This window comes from Candidatus Binatus sp., assembly GCF_036567905.1.
Taxonomy (GTDB): Bacteria; Desulfobacterota; Binatia; order Binatales; family Binataceae; genus Binatus.
Genome location: NZ_DATCTO010000074.1, coordinates 1 through 23,431, shown reverse-complemented (window position 1 = coordinate 23,431; position 23,431 = coordinate 1). Strand labels below are relative to the sequence as shown.

Below are 23,431 nucleotides of genomic sequence, written 5' to 3'. Positions count from 1 at the left end.
TCGGTCTTTGCCCCGGCCTCGTGTTCGCGCAGCACCCCGATGATCTGCTCCTCGCTGAAGCGACTCCCTTTCATTGTCCGTCTCCTTTTCAGGCGACGGACTCTACCTCATTTCGGCTGAGTTTTCGGGGTGCAGGCCACCGGCTCCGATCTCTTGACGCGTCTCGGATGGTCCTCGCCCAATCGTTCCACCACAAGTTGGGTGCTTGATCCAGCATTTTCTCCAGAGTCGACGCGAGATCACCTAGTGCATCCGCGCGTTCCTTGAGAAACAATCGAGCTATCGAGCGATGGATCTCGGTGCTTGCTGGCAAGAGCTCGATCTCATCCGCGTCTGCCTTACCCCTCGAGACGGGTCGAACGCGAGTTCCATCTCTACTGATTGCCATTGAGTACTGGCTTGCTGGACTTACCCAAATTCGCCAGAACTGGTCGTCGGCCGTTTCTTCGGATGTTGTTCGCGGAGCCGGGAGTTCGGGCCAGTCTCTCAGCCCGTATACGATGTCGGATCCCGTGCGGCCGATGATTTTCAATTGGGGCACACATTTTTCGATGAAGTCCCGGACCGAAGCGGCACCGAAATCTTGCGGCCGAAAATTCGCCACCGCGCGGCGAAGCAATATTCCGATCTCCGCGCCGAAGAGCCCTCGGTTCTTCCCAGCGCGGTCTACTTCCGCGAGGAGTAGCGGCGTAATAGTTTCGAGTTCTCGTCCCGTCATAGCAACCTCCTTGAGATTCAGAAGTATCCGAGGCTCAATGCCTCGGATACTCTGCTCATGTCGATTTAGCCTGGCGGGACAGCTTTGGCGGGGATCGTCTGTTTTTGGAGACGATCAATTCTTCAACCAACTGCAGCCCGTTCGCCATCAGGTGGTCAGCCCGATAACAACTCCGTCGACCATAAGTTCGACCGCCGTCGACGGTTCGCTAGTAAATCTACTTGCCAATGCTCTCCCTGTCAAGTTTCATGTCAAGCTTCAGTAGCGCCCGGAAAAAACAGCGAAATGAGGCGTACACCTTGGATCGAGACCGGCACGAGGCCCCTTGATCTCATTTGATCTCATTCGGCCCAAACGTTGGCCGACCCCGCCCGATGCCGTTCTGTTATCTCTCGTAAAGTCGCGGGTTTCTTGGTGGGCAGGGAGTGAATCGAACACTCGACACAAGGATTTTCATTCCATGTGTATTCTCGGATCAATCCAGCGCGGTGATCGAGCGGCCGCGCGTCTCGGGCAGTATCCAGACCATCAAAGCGCCCGTCGTCGAGAAGACTGCGCCGAGCGAAAGCGTCGCGCCGAAACCAAACCGCGCGCCGAGCGCCGCAATCAGGATCGGCGTGAAGAACTGAAATCCGCGCGTGACGTTGAGCAGCAGTCCCAGAGACGTATTGCGAATCCGCGTCGGCAACAGCTCGGCGATCATCGGCGCGACTCCGGCCCAGATACCGGTGCCGAATCCCGCCGTGAGCATCGCCGCCGAGATGAGTCCGGGCACCGCCCGCGCTGAACTCCATAGTATCGTCGGCGGGATCGTGCCGGCCGCCATCAGCATCCCGTAGGCGCAAAACGCGGGTCGGCGGCCGAATCGGTCCGCGACGCGGCCAAACGTCAGGTAGCCGAGCACGCCGCCGACCTGCATTTTCATCATCATGCGGCCTGCTCCCGCGGCGGTGAGCCCGCGCTTGAGTTCCAGGTATCCCGGCATCCACGTGTACGTGAACCAATACGCCTCGGAGTTAAGCAGGACGACTACGAACAGCAGCACGAAGATGCGCTTGTGCAGGAGAATCGCGCGCAAATCGACGCCGCGGTTCAGCTTGATGCGCGTGCGCTGCCAGACGTCGCTCTCCGGCATCCACTTCAGCACCGCGGCGACGACAAATACGGCCGGGATGGCGGAAACCATGAACGTCAGACGCCATCCGATCGCGGGTGCGAGATAACCGCCCGCCGCCGCCGCCAACAAAACCCCGAGCGGCGCGCCCGTCTGCACGTATGCTGCGTATCGGGCGCGCCGCTCGGCCGGCACGCTTTCGGCAACCAGACTTTGTCCGGGGGCCCATCCGCCGCCCATCCCGAGCCCGGTTATCGATCGAAACACGATCAGTTGGGGCAGAGTCTGGCTCAGTCCGCACAGCGCGGTGCCGACGCCGTAGATCGCGACCGTGGCTGCGATCGTTGGCTTCCGTCCGAAGCGATCGCCGAGGAAGCCGAAAATGACGCCGCCGAGCGCCGTCATCAGCAGCGACGTACCCAGCGCAATCGACGACTGCTCCGGCGTCAGATGGAGTTCGCGCGCAACCGGAACCAGCAGGAACGAGTAGAGAATCAAATCGTAAAAGTCGAAAATCCAGGCGGCGAAGGCGAGCGCGACGATCCTCAGATGAATCGCGCCGGCCGCGCGCTGGTTCATCGGCAGTTCGCGCGGATTGCCCGGGACTCCGGCCTGGGGCGGCTCTATATCGGCGACTGGCTCCATGGAATCGGGTATGGTTGGCTATCCTTGCCGGTTGCGACTGTCAAGGGAACGCGCCCGGCGGCGCGTCATTTTGACTCCGCCAAGGCGCAGCGGCGCGCTTTCGCAGTTCGGAGGAGCGAATGTTCAGAAGGTTTTTTCGATGGATTGTTCGAACGGTGGTCACACTCGCGGTGCTGTTCGCGATCGTCGCCATCTCGGATTACATCTCGCATCGGGTGCAGCCCAACTCGGTTCTGGCGGTCGAGCTCAACGGACCGGTTGTCGAGCGCGGCGGCAGCGGCCTGCTCGGCCTGTTGAGCAAAAGTCAGACGTCGCTCAACGTTCTGCGCAATGCGATCGATCAGGCGGCGAAGGATCCGAAGATCGTCGGCCTGGAAATCAAGGTTATCAACCCCGAGATGGAGCTGGCGCAGGCGCAGGAGATTGTCGGACTGATCAAGTCGTTCAAGAGCCACGGCAAATGGACGACCGCGTACATCGAGACCGCCGGCGAATCGGGCCTGGGCAATCTGCCCTACCTCGTTGCGGGCGCTGCCGATGAAGTCTCGCTGATGCCGCGGGGAGACCTCAACCTGATGGGAGTGCAGCTGCGCGAGCTGTTCATGCGCGGCACGCTCGACTGGCTGGGGATCGCGCCGAACTTTGCCTCGGCGGGGCAGTACAAGAGCGCGGCCAACATGTTCACCAACAAGGACTTCACGGCGGCGCAAAAGGAAGAGGACGAAGGGCTGGCCGGGAGCCTGTTCGATCAAATCGTCGCGGCGATCGGCGCCGAGCGTAAGCTCAGTCCCGACGCGGTCAAGACCTTGATCGATCAAGCGCCGTTGAATGCGGACGCGGGCCTGAAGGCGCGCCTGGTGGATCGACTCGAGTACGAGGACGAATTCAGCGATCGCGCGAAGCACCATGGCGGCTCGCTTCACAAGCTGGTTGACTACGCCAATTACGCGCGTGCGAGCCTGTTCTCCAACTTTGGCGGCGGAGATCAAATCGCGGTGATTTACGGTGAGGGAGAGATCCAGCGCGGCGGCGAAGGCTTCAATCCATTTTCAAGTCCCGGCACCGAAGCGATGACTGCCGACGACATGGCCAAAGCGTTCAAGTCCGCGCGTGAGGATGACGACGTTCGCGCCGTTATTTTGCGGGTCGATTCACCCGGAGGCTCGATGCTCGCGTCGGAACTCATCGCCCGCGAGGTCGAGCTCACGGCGAAAAAAAAGCCCGTGGTCGTCAGCATGTCGGGATACGCCGCTTCGGGCGGATACTTGATATCGATTCCCGCGGCGAAGATTGTCGCCGAACCCGGCACGATCACCGGCTCGATTGGCGTGCTCGGCGGCAAGTTTAACGTCTCGCCCGCCGTGCAAAAAATTTATGCGAACACCGACGCGGTGAGCCGCGGAGCAAACGTCGGAATGTTCGACATGTGGGCCGACTTCACGCCCGCGCAATCCAAACAATTCCAGGATGAGATTATGCGCGACTACCAGTACTTCCTGAAACTGGTCGCGGCCGGCCGCCATATCACGGTGGAGCAGGCCGATGCGGTCGCGCAGGGACGGGTCTGGACAGGAGAGCAGGCGCTCAAGATGAAGCTGGTCGATTCGCTTGGCGGACTCGATGACGCGATGGCGGCCGCGAAAGGATTGGCGCGCCTCGCTCCCGATCAGCCGGTCGGAATCATCGAGCTGCCCGAGCAGCCGGGACTGCTGCAATCGCTCACCAGCGGCAGGATGGTCGCGTCGATCGCGCAGCGCCCGGCTGCGCGAATCGCCGAGCCGGTCATCGAGCTGATTCGCTTGGCGCTCAGCGGTCACGCGATGTTCAGCGCTGCGTATTGTCCGGTGGCGCCGATGCTCTGATCGCATTGGGAGAAGGTCTCGTGCGGCAAACAATCATCGGCCTGCTGATGGTGGCGTTGACAGCGGCGTTTTTCTACTGGGTGGGAAGGCGCCGTTACAAGTGCCCGTATTGCGGACGCGTCGTCAGGTATGACGACGTCAACTGTTCGCACTGCGGCAACGACATGAAGTATCGCCATCGCGCCGGTCCTGAGGCGGTTCCCAGGGCGGCGGCGGACCTGCGGCCTGCCCGGCGCCGGCCTTCCGGCGGCCGCTCTTCTCGGAGATGAGCGCAGCTCGGGCGCGGCGCGACCGGCACATTGCTCGAAAATCGCGGCTACATGCCCTGCTGGGCGTGGCAGTCGGAGCAAATTCCGTACAGTTCCATCTTGTGCCGGGTCAGCGTCACGCCGAGATCGCGGGCGACGATGTTTTGCATGCGCTCGATCGCGGCGTTCTCAAACTCGATGATTCGGCCGCATCGCTCGCAGATGAAATGGTCGTGATGGCGCTCGCCGACGGCTTCGTAACGCGCCTGGCCCTCGTCAAAATGGCGCTCGTACAACAGCGCGCATTCCTTGAGCAGGCGCAGCGTCCGGTAAATCGTCGCATAGCCGACGTGCGGGTTGATCTGCTTGACCTTCGCATGCAGTTCTTCGGCGCTGATATGATGTCCGAGCTCGAAGAATACGCGCGCGATGTCGTCGCGCTGACCGGTGGACTTGAGCCCCCGCTCCTTGAGCCGGACGTGGAAGACATGCATCCGCTCTTCCGCGCTGATCGCAGGTTTGCGATCGATTACGGTGTGACCAGCCGACGCGGTTTCGCCGGGGCGCGGCATCGCAGCGCTCAGGCTGGGGCGTCTCCGAGGTGAACGACGCGCCGTGCCGCGGGCGACAGGTATAAGGATTCGAGATCGCGCAAGCGCAGCGCCTCGGCAATCACTTCGAGCTGCTCGGCGGCAGGCTGATCGCGATCGATAATGAGGAGGTTCTTGTCGCGCAACCGGCAGGCGCCGCCGCGCGTGCGGTAGCCAATTTCGCGCATGATCTTTTCACGACGGACCTCGAGCCCGACGCGCTCGGCAGCCTCGGCGAGCTCGTCCACGATTCTCATCATCCGCGCCTCGCTAAGTTCGCTCATTTCACCCGCCTGCTTGCGCAATCGATTGTGGCTGCGGCCGCGCCCCCTCTTGAGGCAGCACCGCGCGGCATGTTATCGCGGTAATTGACGCGGAGGTCACGCACTTGATCAAAAAGATCCTCGTCGGTATCGACACCTCCGAGCACTCCCACAACGCACAGGCGTATGCCTTCTATTTTGCCCGAATCTTCAATGCGTCGCTGATCGGATTGCATGTCGTCGATATCGTATCGATCGAGGGCTCCTTTTTCCATGATATATCAGGTTCGCTTGGGCTGGAACCATATTTGGACTTCTCGTCCAAGATGCGCGAGGTGCTGACCGCCCGGGGCCGCGGCGCGCTCGACGAATTTGCCGCTGCGGCACGCCGCGAGAATATTGCGGTCGAGACCGTGATCGACATGGGAATCGTAGCCAACCAGATTTGCGAGCGGGCGCGCAGCGCCGATCTCGTGATGATCGGCCATCGCGGCGTCAACGAAAAGTTCTCGACCGGGCTTTTGGGTTCGACGGCGGAAAGCGTTGCGCGCAAATCTCCACGCCAGCTGTTCATCTCGCCGAGGCGATTTCGCGAGGTCAAACGCCCCGTGCTGGCGTACGACGGCAGCGAACGCGCATCGCGCGCGATGCGCTCGGCGGCGGAAATCGCCAACGGCCTCGGCGTTCCGATAACCGTCATTACCTGCGCGCGCGATCCCAAGCTGGGCGAGCGGACTCTGGCCGAAGCGCGCACCTACTTCGAGAACTACACGCCCAAGGCCGAGTTCAAGCTGCTGCAGGGTCACGCCAACGAGGAAATTGTGAAGTTCCTCAAAGAGCACGATGCCGACCTGCTCTTCATCGGCGCCTACGGGCACAGCAGGATTATCGAGATGGTGCTCGGCTCGACCACTGAGTTCGTGCTGCGCAACTCGCCCTGCCCGGTGTTCCTGGCGCGCTAGGCTTGCGGTTCCTCGGCGCGCTGACGGATGAAGCGGCCGAGCAACAGGCGCATCGATTCGATCGGCTGTATCCCAATCATCGGGAACTCGCCCAGGATAAACGTCGGGAAACCGAGCGCGGAAAACTCGTCGGCCTCGCGCTTGTGCTCGGCCAGCCGCGCGGACATCGCTCCGCTGTCGAGCGCTGCGCGAAACTTCGATCGATCGATGCCGGCGCGCTGTGCAATCGCGTCGAGCACTCCGTGATCCGCGATATCGGTGCCTTGCTCGAATGCCGCGCGAAAGACCGCTTCGTGATACGCCGGGAAAACGCCCGCGTCACGCGCGATTTCCGATCCTTGCAGCGCGGGCATCGAATCGATCCAGCTCGGCGGCGGCGCAACGCAAATGCCCGTCTCCGCCGCGACCAGCAGTACCTTTTGCCGCTCGCGCTCGCCCAGCACGCGGCCGGGCTTGAAGCGAAAATCGCGCGTCGCGATCGGCACGGCCTTCCACAGCGCCTCGAAGCCGAGTTCGTCCTCGAGCTCGGCGACGATTCGCCACGCGATGTAGCAAAGCGTCGAGGCGTAATCGAAGTAGATTGGAATCCGAATCCGGCTCATATTTTCGCGACGCCATCCGTTCGCGCTGACTCCGATAATCTCCCGTTCAAGCATCGCCTGCAATTGGCTCGGGCATCCCGCGCGGCGCTTGCGCGGCTCAGGCCGCGCGCACATTCTTGATGCACAATGTCTTCAAATCGCCGGCCAGTTCTCAAATTGGGTGTCGTTGACTTCGGCGTCGAGAACGCGACGCTGCCCGGAGGCGTGCAGGTCGATCTCGCCGTCATTCGCCATCCCGGCGCCAGCGCGATCGTCGCACTCGATTCTGATCCCGACCTGAATGTTGCGATGCTGCGTCAGTATCGGCACGCGATCGGCGGCTGGATGTGGGAGGTTCCCGCGGGATGCCGCAACGCCGGCGAGGACGCGCTCGGATGCGCGCGGCGCGAACTCGGCGAAGAGGCCAGCGTCGCGGCCGCGCGATGGGACCATCTTGGGTCGATTATCACGATTCCAAGTTTCTGCGACGAGCGAATCGAGCTCTACCTGGCGCGCGAGTTGTCAGCGGGAGCGGGCACGCTCGATCACGACGAGGTGATCGCCGTCAGCCGCGTGCCCTTCCAGGAGACGTTTGCGATGATTCGTCGCGGCGACATCGTCGATGCGAAGACAATCGTCGCGCTTTATCGCGCCCGCGACTTTCTCGACCTGGAGCGCCGCGGCTAAGACTCGCTAACCGGCGCATCCATTGCGTGTGAACGGTGAACGGCGTTGTGCGCCGCAGACCTGCTACTGGATTACTACTTCGTCCGGAAAGAGGAACGTGGTGGCGCCGTCGTCGAATTGCACCAGATACATGCGCCGGTCCAGATTATTTACCTCACGCAGGATGCGTGGTTGTTCGCTGAATCGACTGCGCCCATCGTGGTCGCGCACGGGTTTCTGCAGCTTGCAATGCCTTCCGACCAATTTCGCTGTGTTTATGCTGCTCATCATATTTCTACCCCTCCACTTCCTCCTGGCCATCGACCGACACCCTCATCCTGACTCTAATACTAGCAATCTTTGGGCCTAATATTTATACGTCTGGCAGGGGTCCGCGTTTCATTTATCCAGAGCTGTGGAAAACCGCGTAAATCAACGGTTTTCATGTTTTCTCGACGAGATTTGAGCATTGACGCCCTGGTCTGCGTTTCCGATTCGCGGTACTGCACTGACCGATTACAGGCATCTTTTTGCTAAGTTCGGGATTTGATGTTCAGATAAGCACCGGGAAGACAAACCTCGGAAAACCGCGCTCCGGATCGATCCGATGACGAAACCCAGCTCAGGAAAGCACTAATCAGATGCCTACAATGTATCCGCTCGTAATGGGCCGGCGCGCGATACTTGCGACGGAGCACTATCTTTCCACCTCTGCCGGTGCGCGAATTTTCGCTCGTGGCGGAAATGCCACCGACGCTGCCGTCGCTGCAACATTCGTCGAGGGCGTCGTCAACCCGCACATGCATACGATCGGCGGTGAGGCGCCAATGCTGATTTATTCGGCATCTGCCCGCCGCGTGGTCGCAATCAACGGCAATATGATGGCGCCAGAGCGCGCGACAATTGCCCATTACCGTTCGCTGGGTCTCGAACTGATCCCTGGGACCGGGCTGCTTGCCGCCGGTGTCCCCGCAGCCTTCGACGCGTTGGTGACTGCGCTAAGAGATTTCGGGACCAAATCTCTGGCCGACGTTCTTGAGCCGGCGCTGGAACTTGCGGGCGACGGTTTCCCGATGCACGTGGGACTGTCTGGCGAGGCTGGCGGCCCTGACGATGCGGTCGCTGGGGCGGGCGCGTCGATCCGGAGCAATGCCCGGCGGTTCCTTGCCAAATGGCCGTCTTCAGCGCGCGTTTATCTGCCCGATGGCAAAGTCCCGCAGCCCGGAAGCGTGCTCAAGAATCCGGCGCTTGCCAACTTTTTCAAGCGTGTGCTCGATGCCGAGTCAGCCGCAAGGAATCGTGGGCGCCAAGCCGGCCTCGACGCCGCGCGCGAGCGCTTCTATCGGGGCGACATTGCGCGCGAAATCGTCGCCTGGTCCGACGCCAACGGCGGCTTGCTCGCCGCCTCCGACCTCGAGCGCTTCACCACTCGAATCGAATCGCCCGTGAGCGCGGACTATCGCGGCGCCACGGTCTTCAAGTGCGGGCCATGGTCGCAGGGTCCTGTCTTCCTTCAGCAGCTCAAGTTGCTCGAAGGCTTCGACCTGGCCGCGATGGGCCACAACTCCGCCGGCTATATCCACACTGTCATCGAGGCCGCCAAGCTCTCGTTTGCCGATCGCGAGGCTTACTACGGAGACCCTGAATTCATCGACGTTCCCATCGCCGGATTGTTGAGCGATCGTTACGCGGCGATTCGTCGCGAGCTTATCGATTCCGGGCGCGCCTCGATGGATCAGCGGCCGGGCGATCCGATTGCGATGCGTGCGTTGCGGGGCGCTCCCGCCGCCGGCGCGCGCCCATGGGGCGCGGGCACGATTCACGTCGCGGCTGCCGACCGCGACGGCAACATGATCGCCGTCACCGCCAGCGGCGGATGGATTCCCAGCTCGCCGGTGATCGACGCGCTTGGCTTTCCGCTGGGAACGCGGATGCAGACTTTTTATCTCGACGAGCGCCATCCCAACGCGCTCGAACCCGGCAAGCGCCCCCGCACCACGCTGTCGCCGTCGCTCGCGATGGTGAAGGGCGAGCCGTACCTGGCGTTCGGCACGGAAGGCGGCGATCAGCAGGATCAATGGATGCTGCAATTTTTTCTCAACGTGGTTGATTTCGGAATGGACTTGCAGGCCGCCATCGAGGCGCCCAAGTTTTCGACGCTGCATTTCCGCTCGACGTTCTCTCCCCACGACAATCGCCCCGGAGTCTTGCGCATCGAGGATCGAATCCCCGCGAGCGTGCGCGACGCGCTCGCCGCGCGCGGCCATCAGATCGAAGTCCGGCCGCCGTGGTCCGAGGGTCACGTGCTCGCGGTGCAGATCGACACGAAATCCGGCGTGCTCTCGGGCGGTGCCGATCCGCGCGGTCAGGCCGCGCCCGTAATGCCCGCGCAAGTGATCGGCTGGTAGGCAGGGGCTAGCCCCTGCACCCGGGTAAGGAGAGGGTGCAGTCCGTGAGGTCGATCGTTCCTTGTGTCATCCCGAGCGAAGTCGAGGGACCCCGGATCTGATTCCTTAGTGCTGCACGTCGCGCTCGGCATCGCGCGAGCGGGCCTCGCAGCCGAAGCGAATAGTCCGGCGGGCCGACCCGGATTTTTGCCGTGATGCGATAACCCTTGCGGCAACTGGAGAAGATGAATATTCGTTTATGACGCGCGACAATTTCGGACATTTGTAGGAATTCCTGCTACGCTCCATGTCCGAAATGGTTGATCGTCCACGCAGAAGGTAGAAAACTAGCGGTGGATAGACAAACACCCCTGCGGTTGGCTGGGAACTGTTGCAGCCGTTGGCAGGCATGAAAACTGCTCCCCATGAAAGGAGGAAGCTCGTGCGGACAAATGTGGCGTCGTTAATTAAAGGTCTGCTCGTGGCGATCGCGATTGTGGCGGTCATGGGATGCTCGGGACAGCCACTCTCGACACGTGAGAAGGGCACGTTCATCGGCACCGGAGTCGGAGCCGCAACCGGCGCGATCATTGGCGCCGCGGTCGGGGCGCCGCTGGCAGGGGCCGCGATCGGCGGCGGTATCGGCGCGCTTGGCGGATACGTGGTCGGCAACGAGATGCAGAATCAGGAAACCACCAACGCTCAAACTCAGACGCAGATTCAATCGCAGCAAAAGCAGATCGAAAATCAGCAACAGCAGATTCAGCAATTGAAGAGCCAGAGCGAAACCGAATAGCAGGCGGAGAAGGGATATGCGCAAACATGCAATTGCGACAGGTACATTCGCCGTTGCCGCGCTTTCCCTTGTCGCCGGATGCTCCGGGACGCCGCTTTCCACGCGTGAGGAAGGCACCCTGGGCGGCGCGGGTATCGGCGCCGCCACCGGCGCGATTATTGGGGCCGCGGTCGGCGCGCCGCTGGCAGGCGCTGCTATCGGCGCCGCGGCGGGAGGGGTAGGCGGCTTTGCGATCGGCAACGCGATGCAGAATCAGGAGACCGCCAACCAGCAGACCCAGACACAGGTCCAGCAGCAGCAACAGGAATTGGAACAGCAGCGTCAACAGATTCAGCAATTGAAGACACAGCAGGAAACCGAATAGCTCGGCTGACGTATAAACATTGGAAGATGGAGGTTCTCATTATGCGCAAAAGTATTGGAGTAATCATGAGTCTGGCGCTGGCGGGAACGCTCGTTCTTGCAGGATGCACGGGGCAGCCGCTCTCGACTCGTGAAGAAGGCACCCTCGGGGGCGCGGCGCTGGGTGCGGGCGGAGGTGCGCTGGTCGGGATGGCCGTCGGCCATCCTCTGGCGGGTGCCGCGATCGGCGGTGTTCTGGGTGGCGGGACCGGCTACGTAGTCGGCAACCAGATGCAGAATCAGGAAAACGCCAACGCACAGACCCAGCAGCAGGTGCAGCAGCAACAGCAAGAGATCGAGAACCAGCGTCAGCAGATTCAACAGCTCAAATCGCAATCGGAAACCGAGTAATCGGACAGCGAGATCGGCCGAAAAGGGCGGCGCCGCATTCGGTGCCGCTCTTTTTCTTTCTCATCCGGCCTGATTCACGCAGGCTTGCACAGCTTGCATGCTCTCAGCCCGGCGTGTCCCGCGCACCTGGCGTCCGCGAAGATCAGCAGCTTTGCTGGATCCGCGCGCCGCGCCGCCGAGCAGTCGGGTCGGCAGAAGATTCCGGTGCGTCGATGGCCCATCACGGCGAGCGCCGGCAATCGCAGATCGCGCCCGACATCGAATCCCTCCGCGCGCAGCAGCTTGATCTTGTTGTCCACGCCGCCGCCGTAATTGCCGATGGTTCCGTCGGAGCGAATCACGCGATGACAGGGCACGAAGATCGGAATCGGATTCGACGCCATCGTGTTGCCGATCGCGCGCTGGCTGTCGGGCTGTCCAACCGTCGCGGCCAGCCCGTGATAAGTGATCACCGCGCCGGGCGGAACTTCTCGAAGCGAGGCGTACGCGCGGCGCTGGAAGTCGCTCTCGACCAGGCTCAGATCCACCGGATGCACCGTCGCATTGAAGTCGCCCTCGAACACGCGATCGATTTCCGCGCCGATCCGGCGGGCACTCGCCTCATTCTCGATCAGATCGAACTTCCTGCGCAGCATCGCGAGCGTCCGCTCGCCCCCGCTTATGAAGAGAAAGTGAATCGCCGCCAGGCCGCGGTCGCTCTCCGCAACCAGCAGACGCCCAAGCGGCGACGCAATCACGCCGACCCGCGCCTGCGGCCGGCGGATAATCTTCATCGCGCGCTCGATGCGAGGCCGCGTCCGCCGGATCATTGCGTCGAGCACCCGGTCGTCGATCGGCGCACTCTCGTTGGCTTGCGTCGCCATGCGATTGGTCTTCATCTTGATTACTCGTCTAGCCCGAGTTTCTTCAGTTTTTTCACTGCCTGATAGACGCTTGCCCGCGCGCTCTCGGCCGAGCAATTCAGCGCCGTGCCGATCTCCGCATATTCGAGCCCCGCGAACTTGCGCATCATCAATGCCTGACCCTGCTTGCCGGGCAGCCGCGAGATGGCTCTCTTTAAATGAAGCGCGTCCTCGGGTCCGCCATTGAGCCGGTTCGGCGCGTTATCGGCCGGCGCTGCGCCGTCCGCAGTCTCGCTGGCGATCACGCGCCCGCGGCGCATCCTGTCCCGCGCGCGATTGCGGCACAGGTTCGATGCGATTCGAAAAATCCACGGCCGCAGTCCGTCTTTCGATTGCAGCGTGGGGTAGGCGCGATAGGCGCGCAGCCACGTTTCCTGGAACAGGTCCATCGCATCCTCGCGGTCGCCGGTCGAGCGCATCAGGAAGCGCATGATCTCGCGTTCCATGCTTTTCATCGCCTCTTCGAACGGCGGCGGGATCCCTATTTCGCATGCCCGGCCCATTACGATATCTATAACCCCGCTCGAGCCGATTCGTGAATCGAGCGGGGTCGTGCCGATGCTGTTGTTCCGCAACCGGCGCGCTGCATTTGACGCGAGCCTCGACTACTGGGCGATCGCGCGGAGGTCCTTATGGATGCGACTGTCTGGATCGCGTTGTGGGCAGTTCTGTTCCTGGCCAGCCATCTGATCATATCGTCGTCTGCCGTTCGACCTCGGTTGATAAATGCGGTCGGCGAACAGCCATATCTCGGTATCTATTCACTAATCGCATTCGCGACGCTGGGACCGTTAATCTACGAATTCGCGCGCAACAAGCACGCCGGCCCCTTGCTTTGGGCTCTGCGCGCGGTGCCCCCGTTTCGAGAGCTTGCGTGGTTGCTAATGTTGACAGCGCTGATCCTGTTGGTCGGGAGTTTCATCACTCCGAATCCGGGCACAATGGGCGCGCCTGCCGCCGGGCTTGAACCGCGTGGCCTCCTGAAGATCACGCGACATCCGGCTTTTGTTGGATTCACCCTGTTTGGAATTGCGCACATGCTGATGAACGGACGGGCCGGCGACGTGATTTTCTTCGGCCTGTTCCCCGTGCTCGGAATCATCGGCGGGATGCATCAGGACCGGCGCAAGATTCGCGAACTTGGCGATCGCTATCGCCAGTTCGTCGCGAAGACCTCGTTCGTGCCGTTCGCGGCGCTAATCGGCGGGCGCGTTCGATGGGCCGGCAATGACATGCCGTGGGCGGCGATTGGCGTGGGCGTAGTGCTGACGGTTGCAATCGTCGCGCTGCATCCGATGATCTTCGGCGGCCATCCGCTCGGTTAGGCGGGTCGCGCTGGCGTGTTTGCCGGTGGCGGAAGCCTGAACAGGCGCGCGGCGTTCGCAATCACCTGCGCGCCGAGCGCAGCGGCGTCAGCGCATCGAAGATTCGCGAGCATTTCGAGCGTGCGAGTGACATAGGCCGGCTCGTTGCGCTTGCCCCGATACGGCTCGGGCGCGAGATAAGGTGCGTCCGTCTCCACCATCACCCGATCATCGGGAACGATCGACGCGGCCTCGCGAACCGCCGCGGAATTTTTGAACGTGATGATGCCCGAGAATGAGATGCACAGTCCGAGCGCGAGGAACTCGCGCGCCGCGCTGGCGTCGCCGGTGAAGCAATGAATCACGCCGCCGCGCGGTGGAATCCCGGTCTCGCGCGCAATCTCGACGAGCCGGCGCTCCGCGTCGCGGCAATGAATCACGATTGGCAGATCGAGTTCGGCGGCGAGCGCAAGATGCGCACGCAACGATGCTTCCTGCGCTTGCGGCGGCGAGTGCATGTAATGGAAATCGAGTCCGCTCTCACCGATCGCGACAACTTTTTTCGACGCGGCGAGCGCGCGCAACTGTGCGATTCGCTCTTGCGTGCAATCGTGGGCGTCGTGGGGATGCACGCCGACGGCGGCGAAGACATTCTGATGACGCTCGGCGATTGCAACAGTCAGTCGATCGTTGTCGATCGGTCCGATCGCGCCGACCGAGATGATTTGCGCCACGCCGGTGCCGGATGCGCGCGCGATCACGGCTTCGACGTCGTCGCGGAACTTTGCGTCGGCGAGATGGCAATGCGTATCGACGATCATCAGGTGCGGGCTTTCTTGTCGATGCGCGGGAACAGCGGCGTCGTCGGATTTACGCGATGCCCCGGCCTGATGCCATCCCCATACGCCGCGCGCGCGAGTTTCTCATCGACATTGAGCAGGCCGAGAATCTTTTTCGACGCTACCGGCATGAACGGCTCGAGCGTGTCGGCGACGACGCGCAATCCCTCGACCAGGTTGGCCAGGATTTGCGCGACGCGCGGCAGCTTGGCGGGATCTTTGGCGAGTGTGAACGGCGAGGTCGCGACAATATACTTGTTGGCCGCATCGAGCGCGTGCCAGATGGCTTCCAGAGCGCGATTGAACGCGAGCTCCTCGACCAGCGGCGCGACCCGCGCCGGTATCGCGGCGAACGTATCGGCGAGCGCAACGTCGAGCGGGTCGGCGTCTGCGCCCGCGCCGGGCGCCGCCGTGATCGCGCCCTGGAAGTATCGCGCCGCCATCGAGAGCACGCGGCTGGTCAGATTGCCGAGATCGTTGGCCAGGTCCGAGTTGTAGCGATCGATCACGCGCTCCTCGGAGAAGTCGCCGTCGAGGCCGTAGGTGAATTCGCGCAAGATGAAGAAGCGTAAAACGTCGGGGCCGACAGTTTGCTGATAGGCGACGGGGTCCTCGATGTTGCCCGAGCTCTTCGACAGCCGCGCGCCGCCGAAATTCATAAATCCGTGGACGTTCAGATGACGATAAGTCGGCAAGCCCACCGCCATCAGCATCGCGGGCCAGTACACCGCGTGCGTCTTGAGGATGTCCTTGCCGATGAAGTGTTCGGTGACCGGCAGGATTGCTTTCAGTGACGCGTCGTCCGTGTTGGGCAGCTCGCTCATGTAGGCCCACAGCGCGTCGTACCAGACGTAGGTGACGTACTTGTCGTCAAACGGCAGCGCGATGCCCCAATCGAGGCGCGCCTTGGGACGCGAGATGCAAAGGTCCTCGAGCGGTTCGTCGAGCATCCGCAGCGCCTCGTTGCGATAGCGCTCGGGGCGGATGAAGTCGGGATTTTTCTCGATGTTGCGGCGGATAGCCTCGCGGTATTTCTCGAGCTTCAGGAAATAGTTGCCTTCCTTGATAGGCTCGGCGGGCCGATTGTGCACCGGACAGATGTTGCCGGGCAGCAGTTCCTTCTCGGTATAAAAGCGCTCGCATCCGACGCAGTAGAGGCCTTCGTAGTCCTTGAAGTAGATGTCACCGGACTGGTAAGTGCGCGCGAGCATCCTCTGCACGAACGCCTCATGCACGGCGTCGGTGGTGCGGACAAAGATATCGTAGCTGATGTCCAGCCCGGCCCATCCTTGCCGAAAGAGCGCGCTGATTTTGTCGGCGAAGGCCTTCGGATGGAGTCCGATCGCGTCGGCGGCGCGCTTGTTTTTGTCGCCGTGCTCGTCGGTGCCGGTGAGGAAAGTGACGTTGGCGGGGCCGAGCTTGCGGCGCTGAAACCGCGCGAACGCGTCGGTCGCCAGCATTTCGTAGGCATGGCCGACATGGGGCGGCCCGTTGCTGTAGATGATCGCGGTCGTGATGTGGATGCGGTTTGCCATCAGGAGTTCAAGAGTAGCGGGTCACTCGGCGCCGCGCGAGCAGGGGCCAGCCCCTGCACCTTAGTCAGGAGGAGATGCGGATGGCGTTAAGCTGCGACAGTGTTAGATAATGGTCCGCACGGAGGAATTGCCGCATGATTGTCGTCCATCACCTAAACGATTCCCGCTCACAACGAATCCTCTGGCTGCTCGAAGAGCTCGGCCTGCCGTATGAGATCAAGCCCTACCAGCGCGATGCGCAAACCCGGCTTGCGCCACCGGAATTGAAGAAGGTTCACCCGCTGGGCAAGTCGCCGGTCATCACTGATGGCAATCGGACCATCATCGAATCAGGCGCGATAATCGACTACCTGATACGCCGCCACGGCAAAGGCCGCCTGCAGCCCGCGCCCGAGACTCCGGCGTATGACGAGTACATGCAGTGGATGCACTATGCCGAAGGCTCGGCGATGCTGCCGCTGATGCTCAACCTTTATGTCACGCGCCTGGGTGCAGCGGCGGCGCCACTGATGCCGCGCATCGAGAGCGAGATTGCCAATCATCTCGGTTACATCGATGGCGCCTTGAAGGGCCGGCAGTTCATTGTGGGAGACACCCTGACCGGCGCTGACATCCAGATGAGCTTTGTAGGCGAGGTGGCCGGCGCGTTCGGCAAGCGCGCGCAGTATCCCAACCTCGACGCATGGATCAGGCGCTTGCACGAGCGGCCTGCCTACAAGAAAGCGCTGGAACGCGGTGGCGCGTACAACCTTGCGAACTGAAGACGCGCCGCCGATCACGAATGCGATAGCCGGCAATCAGATCGATGCGCCGCGCCGGGACGTGAGGCGGTAAGGACGCTTGCTACTGCGGGCGCGAGGCGACCAAATCCTCAAGCGTCACTTCGACCACGCCGCCGTCTTCCTCGCGCTGAACCAGCACCGTCTGCTTGAGGGTATTCTGGCGAACCACTCTGCCGTCGCCCTTGACGCATTGCACGCGCTTGCCGACGTTGGGCAGCGCGCGCTTGAGTTCGACGTAGCTGGCGTATTCGTAGCGCAGGCAGCATTTCAGGCGCCCGCACATCCCGGCCAGCCGCGAGGGGTTCAGCGCGAGGCCCTGCTCGCGCGCCATCTTGACCGTGACCGCCTCGAAGTCGCGCAGCCAACTGGAGCAGCATAGCTCGCGTCCGCACGGACCGATCCCGCCCGTGACTTTGGTCTCATCGCGGGCGCCAATCTGTTTCATCTCGACGCGAACGCGCAGCGTGTTGGCGAGATCGCGGACCAGGTCGCGGAAATCGATGCGGCCCTCGGCGACGAAATAGAAGACGACCTTGCGCCCGTCGAGGGTGTAGTCGGCGCTGACGAGCTTCATCTGGGTGCGGCTCTCGCGGACGCGCTCGACGCACAAGCGGCGCGCGTGCGCCTCACGCGAGAGGGTTTCCCGCTCGGCGTGGAAGTCGGTCTCGGAAGCAATGCGGATAACGGGACGCAGCGCGGAAAGATCGATCGTTTGCGCGGGTTCGTGCGGCTCGATCTCGACGGTGCCGAGGCGGGCGCCGTTCTCGCTTTCGACCAGCACGCGTTCGCCGCGGCGCAGGGTCCGGTCGCCGGCCAGGAAATTATACAGATGGCCGGCCTGCTGGAGACTGACGGCGACGATTTTCGCAGTCGGTTGCGAGCCTTCAAACGGATCGATGTCAGCCACTATCTTCTACTCACCCCGCATCGCATGGCCGGCGATAGTCCACCAATTCTCTGCCTGCAGCCGAGGATTGGCGTTCGCTTCGACCGCTTCGCTGGCGCGCACTGCCGCCTCGATACATTTCACGATCGCATCGACCCCGAGACTATCCGCCAGGCTGGCCAATTGCGGCCTGGACTCGGGCGCAAACGCCACGAAATCGGCCTTCAGCAGTTTGTAGCATAGTATTTCTTCGAGCAGTCTTGCGAGCAGTTCGAAATTGCCGGCGGCGGCGTCGCGGTTGGCGAAGAACTCCTGGGCGAGAGACTGCGCACGGGCGAAATCGATCGATTTTGCAGTGCCGAGCGCGTCGAGGAGTTCCTTCATCGGCGGTTCATCGCCGTCGGCCAGTGCGATCGCATTTGCAGCGCTGCCGCGAGCCAGCAACGCAAGCCCACTGGCGCGAGCTTTATCGTCAACGCCATGCGCGGCAAGGATAGCCTCGAGATCGGCGGCCTGGAGCGCGGGAAATCTGACCGTGCGCGTGCGCGAGCGGACGGTGTCGAGCAGGGCGCGCTCGCTGGCCGATACCATGATGATGATTGCGTGGCCGGGCGGCTCTTCGAGCGTCTTCAGCAGCGCGTTCTGCGCGGGAATACCGAGGCTCTCGGCGTCGTCGATAATTGCCATGCGAACCGATGAGCGCGACGGCCGGATTCCAAGCCGCGCAATCAGCTCGCGGACCTGATCGATCAGAACTTCGGTGCGGCCAACCGGCCGCGATACGCAGGTGAAATCCGGATGCACGCCGGTTGCGATTTGCACGCATGCGGAGCAGCAGTCGCATCGCGGCGTGTCCGCCTCGGCGGCGCGCGCGCGCGTGCGCTCGGCCTGCGGCGCAATGCGGACGGGGCATCGCGCGGGAGTGCAGCAGAAATTCTCGCCGGGCGATCGCTCGCACATCATGGCGTGGACCAGGCTGGTTGCGACCAGCGCCTTGCCGACGCCGCGCGGGCCCGCAAAGAGGTAGGCATGCGAGGGCCGGCTGCGCAATTCGGCGAGCAGCCGGCTTGCGGTTTCGCGATGCCCGCGGATCGAAGTTATGGGCATGGCGATTGAGTCATCGGCGGGCGAGCAGCTCGTCCACGGCGTGGCGGATGCCGGCGCTGACGGCGGCAACCGGACGGTCGGCGTCGATCACGACGACCCGCGCGGGCTCGGCCTTCGCGATCGCGAGAAAACCGTCGCGCACTCTGCGATGGAAGTCGGCGCGCTCGCCCTCGAAGCGGTCGGAGCCGCGGCCGGTGCCCATTGCTCGCGCGCGGGTGCGCTCGAGGCCGGTCTCGACCGGCAGGTCCAGCACGATAGTCAGGTCGGGCGTCACGTTGTCGCTGGCGAGCCGGTTCAGCTCGCCGAGCAGTTTGAGATCGAAGCCGCGGCCGTGGCCCTGGTAGGCGGTGGTCGAATCCGAATAGCGATCGGAAATCACGATTTCGCCGGCGGCGAGCGCGGGCCGGAGTTTTTCGCGGACGTGCTGCGCGCGATCGGCAAGCACCAGCAGCAGTTCCGCGGCTACGTCCAGCGAAACGGCAGGATCGAGAAAAATCGCGCGAATCGTTTCGCCGGCGCGCGTGCCGCCCGGCTCATGGGTGACGGTTACGCGCCGCCCGCCTTTGCGCAACGCGTCGCCCAGGATTGCGGCCTGGGTGGTCTTGCCACTTCCTTCGACGCCTTCGAGCGTGATGAATACACCGGCTGCCATCGGTTAGCTGGATTGGAACGTTGCGCGTCCTTATCCGCCAAGATACCAGCGCGTCAGTTCAGGCTGAAAGAGCGCGAAGACGCCGGCGGCCAGCGCCAGATACGGACCGAACGGAACTTCGGTGCGCAGAATCGAGACGTCTGCTTCCTCCGGATCGGTCACGGGGTCGCCGAGCGGAGCAGGTGAAGTTGCGCCGCCGCCGGTGAGCGCGAATGCGATTCCGCCGATCGCGCCGATTACCGAACCGAAAAACAAAGTGAACAAAACTCCCGTCCAGCCGAGAAATCCACCGACCATCCCCAGCAGCCACACGTCGCCCAGGCCCACGCCCTCGCGCCCGCGGACCAGGCGGTAGAAATAACCGGTGCCATACAGGACGCCGCCACCCAGCGCGATTCCGATCAACGAACTCTTCCAGCCGACCTCCGGCATCATCAGCGCCGCGGCGATGAATCCCACCAGCGTCCCGGGCCAGGTAATGATGTTCGGAATCAGCCGCCAGTCGTAGTCCACAATCGCGACGACCCACAGCGCGGCGCATAGTACGAGGCGCGCGAACGCGTCGGGGATCGGGAAGGCGAGGTAGAGATAGAGGGCGCTGATGGCGAGTCCGAATTCGGCGAGAAAATGGCGGAACGGGATCGGCGCGCTGCACATCACGCATCGCCCGCGCAGTCCGAGGTAGGCGAGAATCGGGATGTTTGCCCACCATGGAATCGCGCGCTCGCAACTCTCGCAAAATGAGCGCGGGGTGACGATCGAAAGATCGCGAGGGAGCCGATACGCAACCATGCAGACGAAGCTGCCGACGCTCGCGCCGAAGATGAACGCAATTGCGGCGCCGATTCCGGTGGGCATGTCGAGTGTCATAGCGTCACCATAACATACGCGGCGTCAGCGGTGAGCGGCAGGCGCTCGTCGCCGCGAGGTCAGTGCTGGCATTTCGGACAATAGAAGCTGGCGCGCTGGCCCACGATCGCATTCTTGATCGGCGTCGAGCAGGTGCAGCACGGTTTTCCCTCGCGGCCGTACACTTGCAAGCGCGCGGCGAATCGCCCGGGCTGTCCGCGCGAATCGCGGTAACTGCGAAAGGTGGTGCCGTTACTGCCGATCGCGGCGCGCAGGATAACCGGCACGGCCGCCGCGATCTTTTCGATCTCGATTCGCGTCACGCGGCCGGCCCGCCGCGCGGGACGCACGCCGGCGCGAAATAGAATCTCGGATGCGTAGATATTGCCGATACCGGCGACGATTCGTTGATCCATTAGCAGGCTCTTGATCGCCGCCGTCCGGCCGCGGGCCTTCGCGGCGAGGTAGCCGGCGTTGAATTCGCGCGACAGCGGCTCGGGGCCGAGACCCTTCAGTTCCGCCGTGGAAGCCAGCGCGGCGCGCCGGACGAGACGGACCATGCCGAAGCGCCGCGGATCGTTGTAAACCAGGCGCGAGGCGTCGTCGAGCGAAAATTCGAGATGGTCGTGGCGCGGATCGAAGTCGCCGGCGCTGAAGCCCTCGTGGCGATGAGTCAGACTGCCGGACATCCCGAGGTGCACCAGCATCACGTCGTCGCCGTCGAGTTCGACGATCAAATATTTGGCGCGGCGTGATAGTTTCACAATTCGCCGGCCGGCGATCGCCGCGGCAAAATCCACGGTGACGCCGCGGCGCAGCCGTTTCTCGCCGATTCGAACGCTCACGATCGTTCTGCCGACGGCGGTGCGAACGAGTATCCGGCGCAAGGATTCGACTTCCGGTAGTTCAGGCATCGCGGGCGCCGATCCTGCCGGCCAGTTCAGCGCGCAGCGCGTGCGCGAGTCTCAGAAAATCGGGTACGCCGAGCTTCTCGGCGCGCGTGACCGGATCGATCGCCGCGCGTTCGAGCGCACGCGCGATCCGCGTGCTGTCGATTCCAAGCGCATGGCCGAGCGCATTGCGAATCGTCTTGCGCGGCGCGGAGAACGAGGCGCGCACGGTTTCGAGCACGTCGCGTTCGTTTTCGCTGCCGGCCGCAAACGTTTGCTCCGCCCTGGGCGTGAAAGCGAGAACTTCGGCGTCGATTTTGGGGCGCGGATGGAAGCTGCCGGCGGCGACGCTGAAATGCAGGTCGATCTCCCAGTAAAGCGCGTTGAATACGCTCAACGCGCCATACGCCGCTTCGCCGGGGGTCGCGCGAATCCGCGCGGCGACTTCGCGTTGAAACATCAGGACCATTCTCGAAATCATGCGCGCGTTGTCGCTCAGCCGGCGCAGGATGGCCGCCGCGACATTGAACGGAAGATTGCCGATTACCTTGACCGGCGGATCGGTGACGAGCGCCGCGAAATCGATCGCAAGAAAGTCGGCGTTGATGACGCGAACGTTCGCGCCGGCGCCGTCTGCGAAGCGCTCCCGGAGCCGAACGGCGAGGCGCGGGTCGAGTTCCACCAGCGTCAGCGAGTGCAATGGCCGCGCCGCGATTTTCTCGGTCAGGATGCCCAGGCCGGGACCTATCTCGACTACCGGGTCCGATTCGTACAGCTCCGCCGCGGCGACGATTCGACCGGCGACGGCGCCGCTGGTCAGGAAATTCTGGCCGCGCGATTTTGCCGGACGCACGCCGGCTCTCGCCAGCGCCGGTGCGGGCCGCGACGGCGTTTCAATTCCGCCGCCGGTGCTGTTGGCTGGCTTAAGTTTGCGGCGCGCGTGCGATTTTCGTGCAATCGTCATCTGCTCCGGATTCAAAGCGCGAGATTGGCTTGCGCGTCGATGCTGAGCGCGTCGCGCTCGCCGCGGAGCAGGCGGTAGCTGCCCGCGAGCGCGATCATCGCCGCATTATCGGTGCAATATTCGAGCGCGGGTGCGACCAGCCGGCGGCCATCCGCCGCCGCCGCCTCGGCCAGCCTGTCGCGCAATCTCGAATTTGCCGCGACGCCGCCGGTCAGTGCGATGGTATCGGCGCCCAGTTCGCGCGCGGCGGCGATGGTCGGCTTCACCAGCATATCGACCACAGCTTCCTGAAAGCTCGCGGCGAGATCCTCGGGCCGCTCGGCGCGGCCATCCTCGCTGGCCAGAATAGTTGCGACCGCCGTCTTCACCCCGCTGAAACTGAAATCCATCGGCGCGCCCCTGACATGGGCGCGCGGGATTCGCACGCGCTTTCGATTGCCGCGGCGCGACATCTCGTCGATCGCGCGGCCGCCCGGATAGCCCAGTCCCATCAGCTTGGCGACCTTGTCGAACGCCTCGCCGGCGGCGTCGTCGCGAGTGCATCCGATCCGGCGGTAGCGCCCGAAATCCTCGACCGCGAACAGCGCGGTGTGACCGCCGGATACGACCAGCGCCAGGTACGGCATCGCGATGCGATTTTCGAGCAGCGGCGCCAGCAGATGGCCCTCGATATGATTCACGCCGACCATCGCCACGCCGCTCGCCTGCGCCAGCCCCTTGGCGAACATCAAGCCGACCAGCAACGAGCCGACCAATCCCGGCCCGCGCGTGACTGCGATTCCCGCGATGTCCACGAGCCGGCATCCGGCGCCGTCCAGCGCGCGCTCGATGACGGGAGCAATCGTGACGAGGTGACTGCGCGACGCGAGTTCGGGAACGATACCGCCGTAAGCGCGATGGATGTCGTCCTGGTTGGCTACCATGCTCGAGCGAATGTCGGCGATGCCCGGGGCGGTGGTTTCGAGCACCGCGGCGGCAGCGTCGTCGCACGAAGATTCAATTCCGAGTATCAGCATCGCGAGTTTGCTCAGGATGACACAAAAACCGGGTGACACAATAAAACGGACGCGCGGACTATTTCCTTACCAACCCCTTCTAACAGGGCGAAGCCCGCATCTTTTCTTAATACTAAGGGT

General features: G+C 63.0%; 26 protein-coding genes. 10 read left to right on the top strand and 16 right to left on the bottom strand.

Annotation, left to right across the window (positions count from 1 at the left end; genetic code table 11):
• Positions 1–1,193: 1,193 nt before the first annotated feature.
• Positions 1,194–2,411: an MFS transporter gene (locus VIO10_RS11940; RefSeq protein ID WP_331964267.1), complete on the bottom strand. Its 1,218-nt coding sequence runs from the start codon at positions 2,409–2,411 to the stop codon at positions 1,194–1,196.
• Between the two features lie 185 nt (positions 2,412–2,596).
• Here VIO10_RS11940 and sppA point away from each other — a divergent pair, with 185 nt between their 5' ends.
• A complete protein-coding gene (gene sppA / locus VIO10_RS11935) occupies positions 2,597–4,339 on the top strand; it encodes a signal peptide peptidase SppA (RefSeq protein WP_331964264.1) in 1,743 nt (580 codons plus the stop codon).
• 20 nt (positions 4,340–4,359) lie between these two features.
• Positions 4,360–4,608 carry a zinc ribbon domain-containing protein gene (locus VIO10_RS11930; RefSeq protein WP_331964262.1) on the top strand — a complete coding sequence of 83 codons (249 nt, stop codon included), beginning with the start codon at positions 4,360–4,362 and terminating at the stop codon, positions 4,606–4,608.
• 47 nt (positions 4,609–4,655) lie between these two features.
• On the opposite strand, the gene VIO10_RS11925 is transcribed toward VIO10_RS11930, so the two are convergent.
• The gene (locus VIO10_RS11925) at positions 4,656–5,159 is read right to left on the bottom strand and encodes a Fur family transcriptional regulator (RefSeq protein ID WP_331964260.1); all 504 of its coding nucleotides are present in this window, start codon (positions 5,157–5,159) and stop codon (positions 4,656–4,658) included.
• 8 nt (positions 5,160–5,167) lie between these two features.
• Positions 5,168–5,461: a hypothetical protein gene (locus VIO10_RS11920; protein ID WP_331964257.1), complete on the bottom strand. Its 294-nt coding sequence runs from the start codon at positions 5,459–5,461 to the stop codon at positions 5,168–5,170.
• Positions 5,462–5,565: 104 nt separating this feature from the next.
• On the opposite strand from VIO10_RS11920, the gene VIO10_RS11915 reads away from it, so the two are divergent.
• The gene (locus tag VIO10_RS11915; protein ID WP_331964255.1) at positions 5,566–6,402 is read left to right on the top strand and encodes a universal stress protein; all 837 of its coding nucleotides are present in this window, start codon (positions 5,566–5,568) and stop codon (positions 6,400–6,402) included.
• On the opposite strand, the gene VIO10_RS11910 is transcribed toward VIO10_RS11915, so the two are convergent.
• Positions 6,399–7,118, bottom strand: a complete 720-nt coding sequence (locus tag VIO10_RS11910; RefSeq protein ID WP_331964253.1) for a DsbA family oxidoreductase — start codon at positions 7,116–7,118, stop codon at positions 6,399–6,401. The genes VIO10_RS11915 and VIO10_RS11910 overlap by 4 nt on opposite strands.
• A gap of 42 nt (positions 7,119–7,160) precedes the next feature.
• On the opposite strand from VIO10_RS11910, the gene VIO10_RS11905 reads away from it, so the two are divergent.
• Positions 7,161–7,670 (top strand): NUDIX hydrolase, encoded by a 510-nt coding sequence (locus VIO10_RS11905; protein ID WP_331964251.1) that lies wholly within the window; start codon positions 7,161–7,163, stop codon positions 7,668–7,670.
• A gap of 63 nt (positions 7,671–7,733) precedes the next feature.
• Here VIO10_RS11905 and VIO10_RS11900 read toward each other — a convergent pair whose 3' ends face one another.
• The gene (locus VIO10_RS11900) at positions 7,734–7,940 is read right to left on the bottom strand and encodes a hypothetical protein (RefSeq protein WP_331964249.1); all 207 of its coding nucleotides are present in this window, start codon (positions 7,938–7,940) and stop codon (positions 7,734–7,736) included.
• A gap of 350 nt (positions 7,941–8,290) precedes the next feature.
• Here VIO10_RS11900 and VIO10_RS11895 point away from each other — a divergent pair, with 350 nt between their 5' ends.
• From VIO10_RS11895 to VIO10_RS11880, 4 genes are all read left to right on the top strand, one after another.
• The gene (locus VIO10_RS11895) at positions 8,291–10,057 is read left to right on the top strand and encodes a gamma-glutamyltransferase family protein (protein WP_331964247.1); all 1,767 of its coding nucleotides are present in this window, start codon (positions 8,291–8,293) and stop codon (positions 10,055–10,057) included.
• A gap of 421 nt (positions 10,058–10,478) precedes the next feature.
• Positions 10,479–10,832 carry a glycine zipper domain-containing protein gene (locus VIO10_RS11890; RefSeq protein WP_331964244.1) on the top strand — a complete coding sequence of 118 codons (354 nt, stop codon included), beginning with the start codon at positions 10,479–10,481 and terminating at the stop codon, positions 10,830–10,832.
• Between the two features lie 16 nt (positions 10,833–10,848).
• A complete protein-coding gene (locus VIO10_RS11885; protein WP_331964241.1) occupies positions 10,849–11,196 on the top strand; it encodes a glycine zipper domain-containing protein in 348 nt (115 codons plus the stop codon).
• A gap of 41 nt (positions 11,197–11,237) precedes the next feature.
• Complete coding sequence (locus VIO10_RS11880; RefSeq protein WP_331964238.1) at positions 11,238–11,585, top strand: glycine zipper domain-containing protein; 348 nt, start codon at positions 11,238–11,240, stop codon at positions 11,583–11,585.
• A 74-nt stretch (positions 11,586–11,659) separates the two neighbouring features.
• Here the strand turns inward: VIO10_RS11880 and VIO10_RS11875 are convergent, their stop codons facing one another.
• The gene (locus VIO10_RS11875; protein WP_331964235.1) at positions 11,660–12,463 is read right to left on the bottom strand and encodes a methylated-DNA--[protein]-cysteine S-methyltransferase; all 804 of its coding nucleotides are present in this window, start codon (positions 12,461–12,463) and stop codon (positions 11,660–11,662) included.
• A 5-nt stretch (positions 12,464–12,468) separates the two neighbouring features.
• Positions 12,469–13,062, bottom strand: a complete 594-nt coding sequence (locus VIO10_RS11870; protein ID WP_331964232.1) for an RNA polymerase sigma factor — start codon at positions 13,060–13,062, stop codon at positions 12,469–12,471.
• Positions 13,063–13,119: 57 nt separating this feature from the next.
• Between VIO10_RS11870 and VIO10_RS11865 the strand changes: the two genes are divergently transcribed.
• Entirely contained in the window at positions 13,120–13,812 is a 693-nt protein-coding gene (locus VIO10_RS11865) for an NnrU family protein (protein ID WP_331964229.1), read from the top strand.
• Here the strand turns inward: VIO10_RS11865 and VIO10_RS11860 are convergent.
• Together VIO10_RS11860 and metG are read right to left on the bottom strand one after the other, a co-directional pair.
• Positions 13,809–14,612 carry a TatD family hydrolase gene (locus VIO10_RS11860; RefSeq protein WP_331964226.1) on the bottom strand — a complete coding sequence of 268 codons (804 nt, stop codon included), beginning with the start codon at positions 14,610–14,612 and terminating at the stop codon, positions 13,809–13,811. The genes VIO10_RS11865 and VIO10_RS11860 overlap by 4 nt on opposite strands.
• Entirely contained in the window at positions 14,612–16,165 is a 1,554-nt protein-coding gene (gene metG, locus VIO10_RS11855) for a methionine--tRNA ligase (protein WP_331964223.1), read from the bottom strand. Before metG ends, VIO10_RS11860 begins: the two co-directional genes overlap by 1 nt.
• 134 nt (positions 16,166–16,299) lie before the next feature.
• Between metG and VIO10_RS11850 the strand changes: the two genes are divergently transcribed.
• Positions 16,300–16,926 carry a glutathione S-transferase gene (locus VIO10_RS11850; protein WP_331964220.1) on the top strand — a complete coding sequence of 209 codons (627 nt, stop codon included), beginning with the start codon at positions 16,300–16,302 and terminating at the stop codon, positions 16,924–16,926.
• An 82-nt stretch (positions 16,927–17,008) separates the two neighbouring features.
• Here the strand turns inward: VIO10_RS11850 and VIO10_RS11845 are convergent, their stop codons facing one another.
• The 7 genes from VIO10_RS11845 to tsaD form a co-directional block, all read right to left on the bottom strand.
• Positions 17,009–17,854, bottom strand: a complete 846-nt coding sequence (locus tag VIO10_RS11845; protein ID WP_331964218.1) for a regulatory iron-sulfur-containing complex subunit RicT — start codon at positions 17,852–17,854, stop codon at positions 17,009–17,011.
• A 6-nt stretch (positions 17,855–17,860) separates the two neighbouring features.
• Positions 17,861–18,940 carry a hypothetical protein gene (locus VIO10_RS11840; protein ID WP_331964215.1) on the bottom strand — a complete coding sequence of 360 codons (1,080 nt, stop codon included), beginning with the start codon at positions 18,938–18,940 and terminating at the stop codon, positions 17,861–17,863.
• Between the two features lie 10 nt (positions 18,941–18,950).
• Positions 18,951–19,592, bottom strand: coding sequence for a dTMP kinase (gene tmk, locus VIO10_RS11835; RefSeq protein WP_331964212.1), 642 nt, complete (start codon positions 19,590–19,592; stop codon positions 18,951–18,953).
• Positions 19,593–19,622: 30 nt separating this feature from the next.
• Positions 19,623–20,450: a prepilin peptidase gene (locus VIO10_RS11830; RefSeq protein WP_331964209.1), complete on the bottom strand. Its 828-nt coding sequence runs from the start codon at positions 20,448–20,450 to the stop codon at positions 19,623–19,625.
• A 71-nt stretch (positions 20,451–20,521) separates the two neighbouring features.
• Positions 20,522–21,355 carry a bifunctional DNA-formamidopyrimidine glycosylase/DNA-(apurinic or apyrimidinic site) lyase gene (gene mutM, locus VIO10_RS11825; RefSeq protein WP_331964206.1) on the bottom strand — a complete coding sequence of 278 codons (834 nt, stop codon included), beginning with the start codon at positions 21,353–21,355 and terminating at the stop codon, positions 20,522–20,524.
• Complete coding sequence (gene rsmA, locus VIO10_RS11820) at positions 21,348–22,295, bottom strand: 16S rRNA (adenine(1518)-N(6)/adenine(1519)-N(6))-dimethyltransferase RsmA (RefSeq protein WP_331964203.1); 948 nt, start codon at positions 22,293–22,295, stop codon at positions 21,348–21,350. The genes mutM and rsmA overlap by 8 nt, the downstream gene beginning before the upstream one ends.
• Before the next feature lie 11 nt (positions 22,296–22,306).
• Positions 22,307–23,311: a tRNA (adenosine(37)-N6)-threonylcarbamoyltransferase complex transferase subunit TsaD gene (gene tsaD / locus VIO10_RS11815; protein WP_331964200.1), complete on the bottom strand. Its 1,005-nt coding sequence runs from the start codon at positions 23,309–23,311 to the stop codon at positions 22,307–22,309.
• Between the last annotated feature and the right edge of the window lie 120 nt (positions 23,312–23,431).

Bases quoted from the DNA above. Each gene is read 5' to 3' on its own strand.
- VIO10_RS11895 (WP_331964247.1), top strand. From the start codon at position 8,291: ATGCCTACAATGTATCCGCTCGTAATGGGCCGGCGCGCGATACTTGCG.
- VIO10_RS11885 (WP_331964241.1), top strand. From the start codon at position 10,849: ATGCGCAAACATGCAATTGCGACAGGTACATTCGCCGTTGCCGCGCTT.
- VIO10_RS11850 (WP_331964220.1), top strand. From the start codon at position 16,300: ATGATTGTCGTCCATCACCTAAACGATTCCCGCTCACAACGAATCCTC.
- VIO10_RS11910 (WP_331964253.1), bottom strand. From the start codon at position 7,118: ATGTGCGCGCGGCCTGAGCCGCGCAAGCGCCGCGCGGGATGCCCGAGC.
- VIO10_RS11840 (WP_331964215.1), bottom strand. From the start codon at position 18,940: ATGCCCATAACTTCGATCCGCGGGCATCGCGAAACCGCAAGCCGGCTG.
- rsmA (WP_331964203.1), bottom strand. From the start codon at position 22,295: ATGACGATTGCACGAAAATCGCACGCGCGCCGCAAACTTAAGCCAGCC.
- VIO10_RS11860 (WP_331964226.1), bottom strand. From the start codon at position 14,612: ATGATCGTCGATACGCATTGCCATCTCGCCGACGCAAAGTTCCGCGAC.
- metG (WP_331964223.1), bottom strand. From the start codon at position 16,165: ATGGCAAACCGCATCCACATCACGACCGCGATCATCTACAGCAACGGG.
- VIO10_RS11925 (WP_331964260.1), bottom strand. From the start codon at position 5,159: ATGCCGCGCCCCGGCGAAACCGCGTCGGCTGGTCACACCGTAATCGAT.
- VIO10_RS11830 (WP_331964209.1), bottom strand. From the start codon at position 20,450: ATGCCCACCGGAATCGGCGCCGCAATTGCGTTCATCTTCGGCGCGAGC.
- VIO10_RS11900 (WP_331964249.1), bottom strand. From the start codon at position 7,940: ATGATGAGCAGCATAAACACAGCGAAATTGGTCGGAAGGCATTGCAAG.
- VIO10_RS11880 (WP_331964238.1), top strand. From the start codon at position 11,238: ATGCGCAAAAGTATTGGAGTAATCATGAGTCTGGCGCTGGCGGGAACG.
- VIO10_RS11940 (WP_331964267.1), bottom strand. From the start codon at position 2,411: ATGAACCAGCGCGCGGCCGGCGCGATTCATCTGAGGATCGTCGCGCTC.
- tmk (WP_331964212.1), bottom strand. From the start codon at position 19,592: ATGGCAGCCGGTGTATTCATCACGCTCGAAGGCGTCGAAGGAAGTGGC.
- tsaD (WP_331964200.1), bottom strand. From the start codon at position 23,311: ATGCTGATACTCGGAATTGAATCTTCGTGCGACGACGCTGCCGCCGCG.
- VIO10_RS11920 (WP_331964257.1), bottom strand. From the start codon at position 5,461: ATGAGCGAACTTAGCGAGGCGCGGATGATGAGAATCGTGGACGAGCTC.
- sppA (WP_331964264.1), top strand. From the start codon at position 2,597: ATGTTCAGAAGGTTTTTTCGATGGATTGTTCGAACGGTGGTCACACTC.
- VIO10_RS11875 (WP_331964235.1), bottom strand. From the start codon at position 12,463: ATGAAGACCAATCGCATGGCGACGCAAGCCAACGAGAGTGCGCCGATC.
- mutM (WP_331964206.1), bottom strand. From the start codon at position 21,355: ATGCCTGAACTACCGGAAGTCGAATCCTTGCGCCGGATACTCGTTCGC.
- VIO10_RS11865 (WP_331964229.1), top strand. From the start codon at position 13,120: ATGGATGCGACTGTCTGGATCGCGTTGTGGGCAGTTCTGTTCCTGGCC.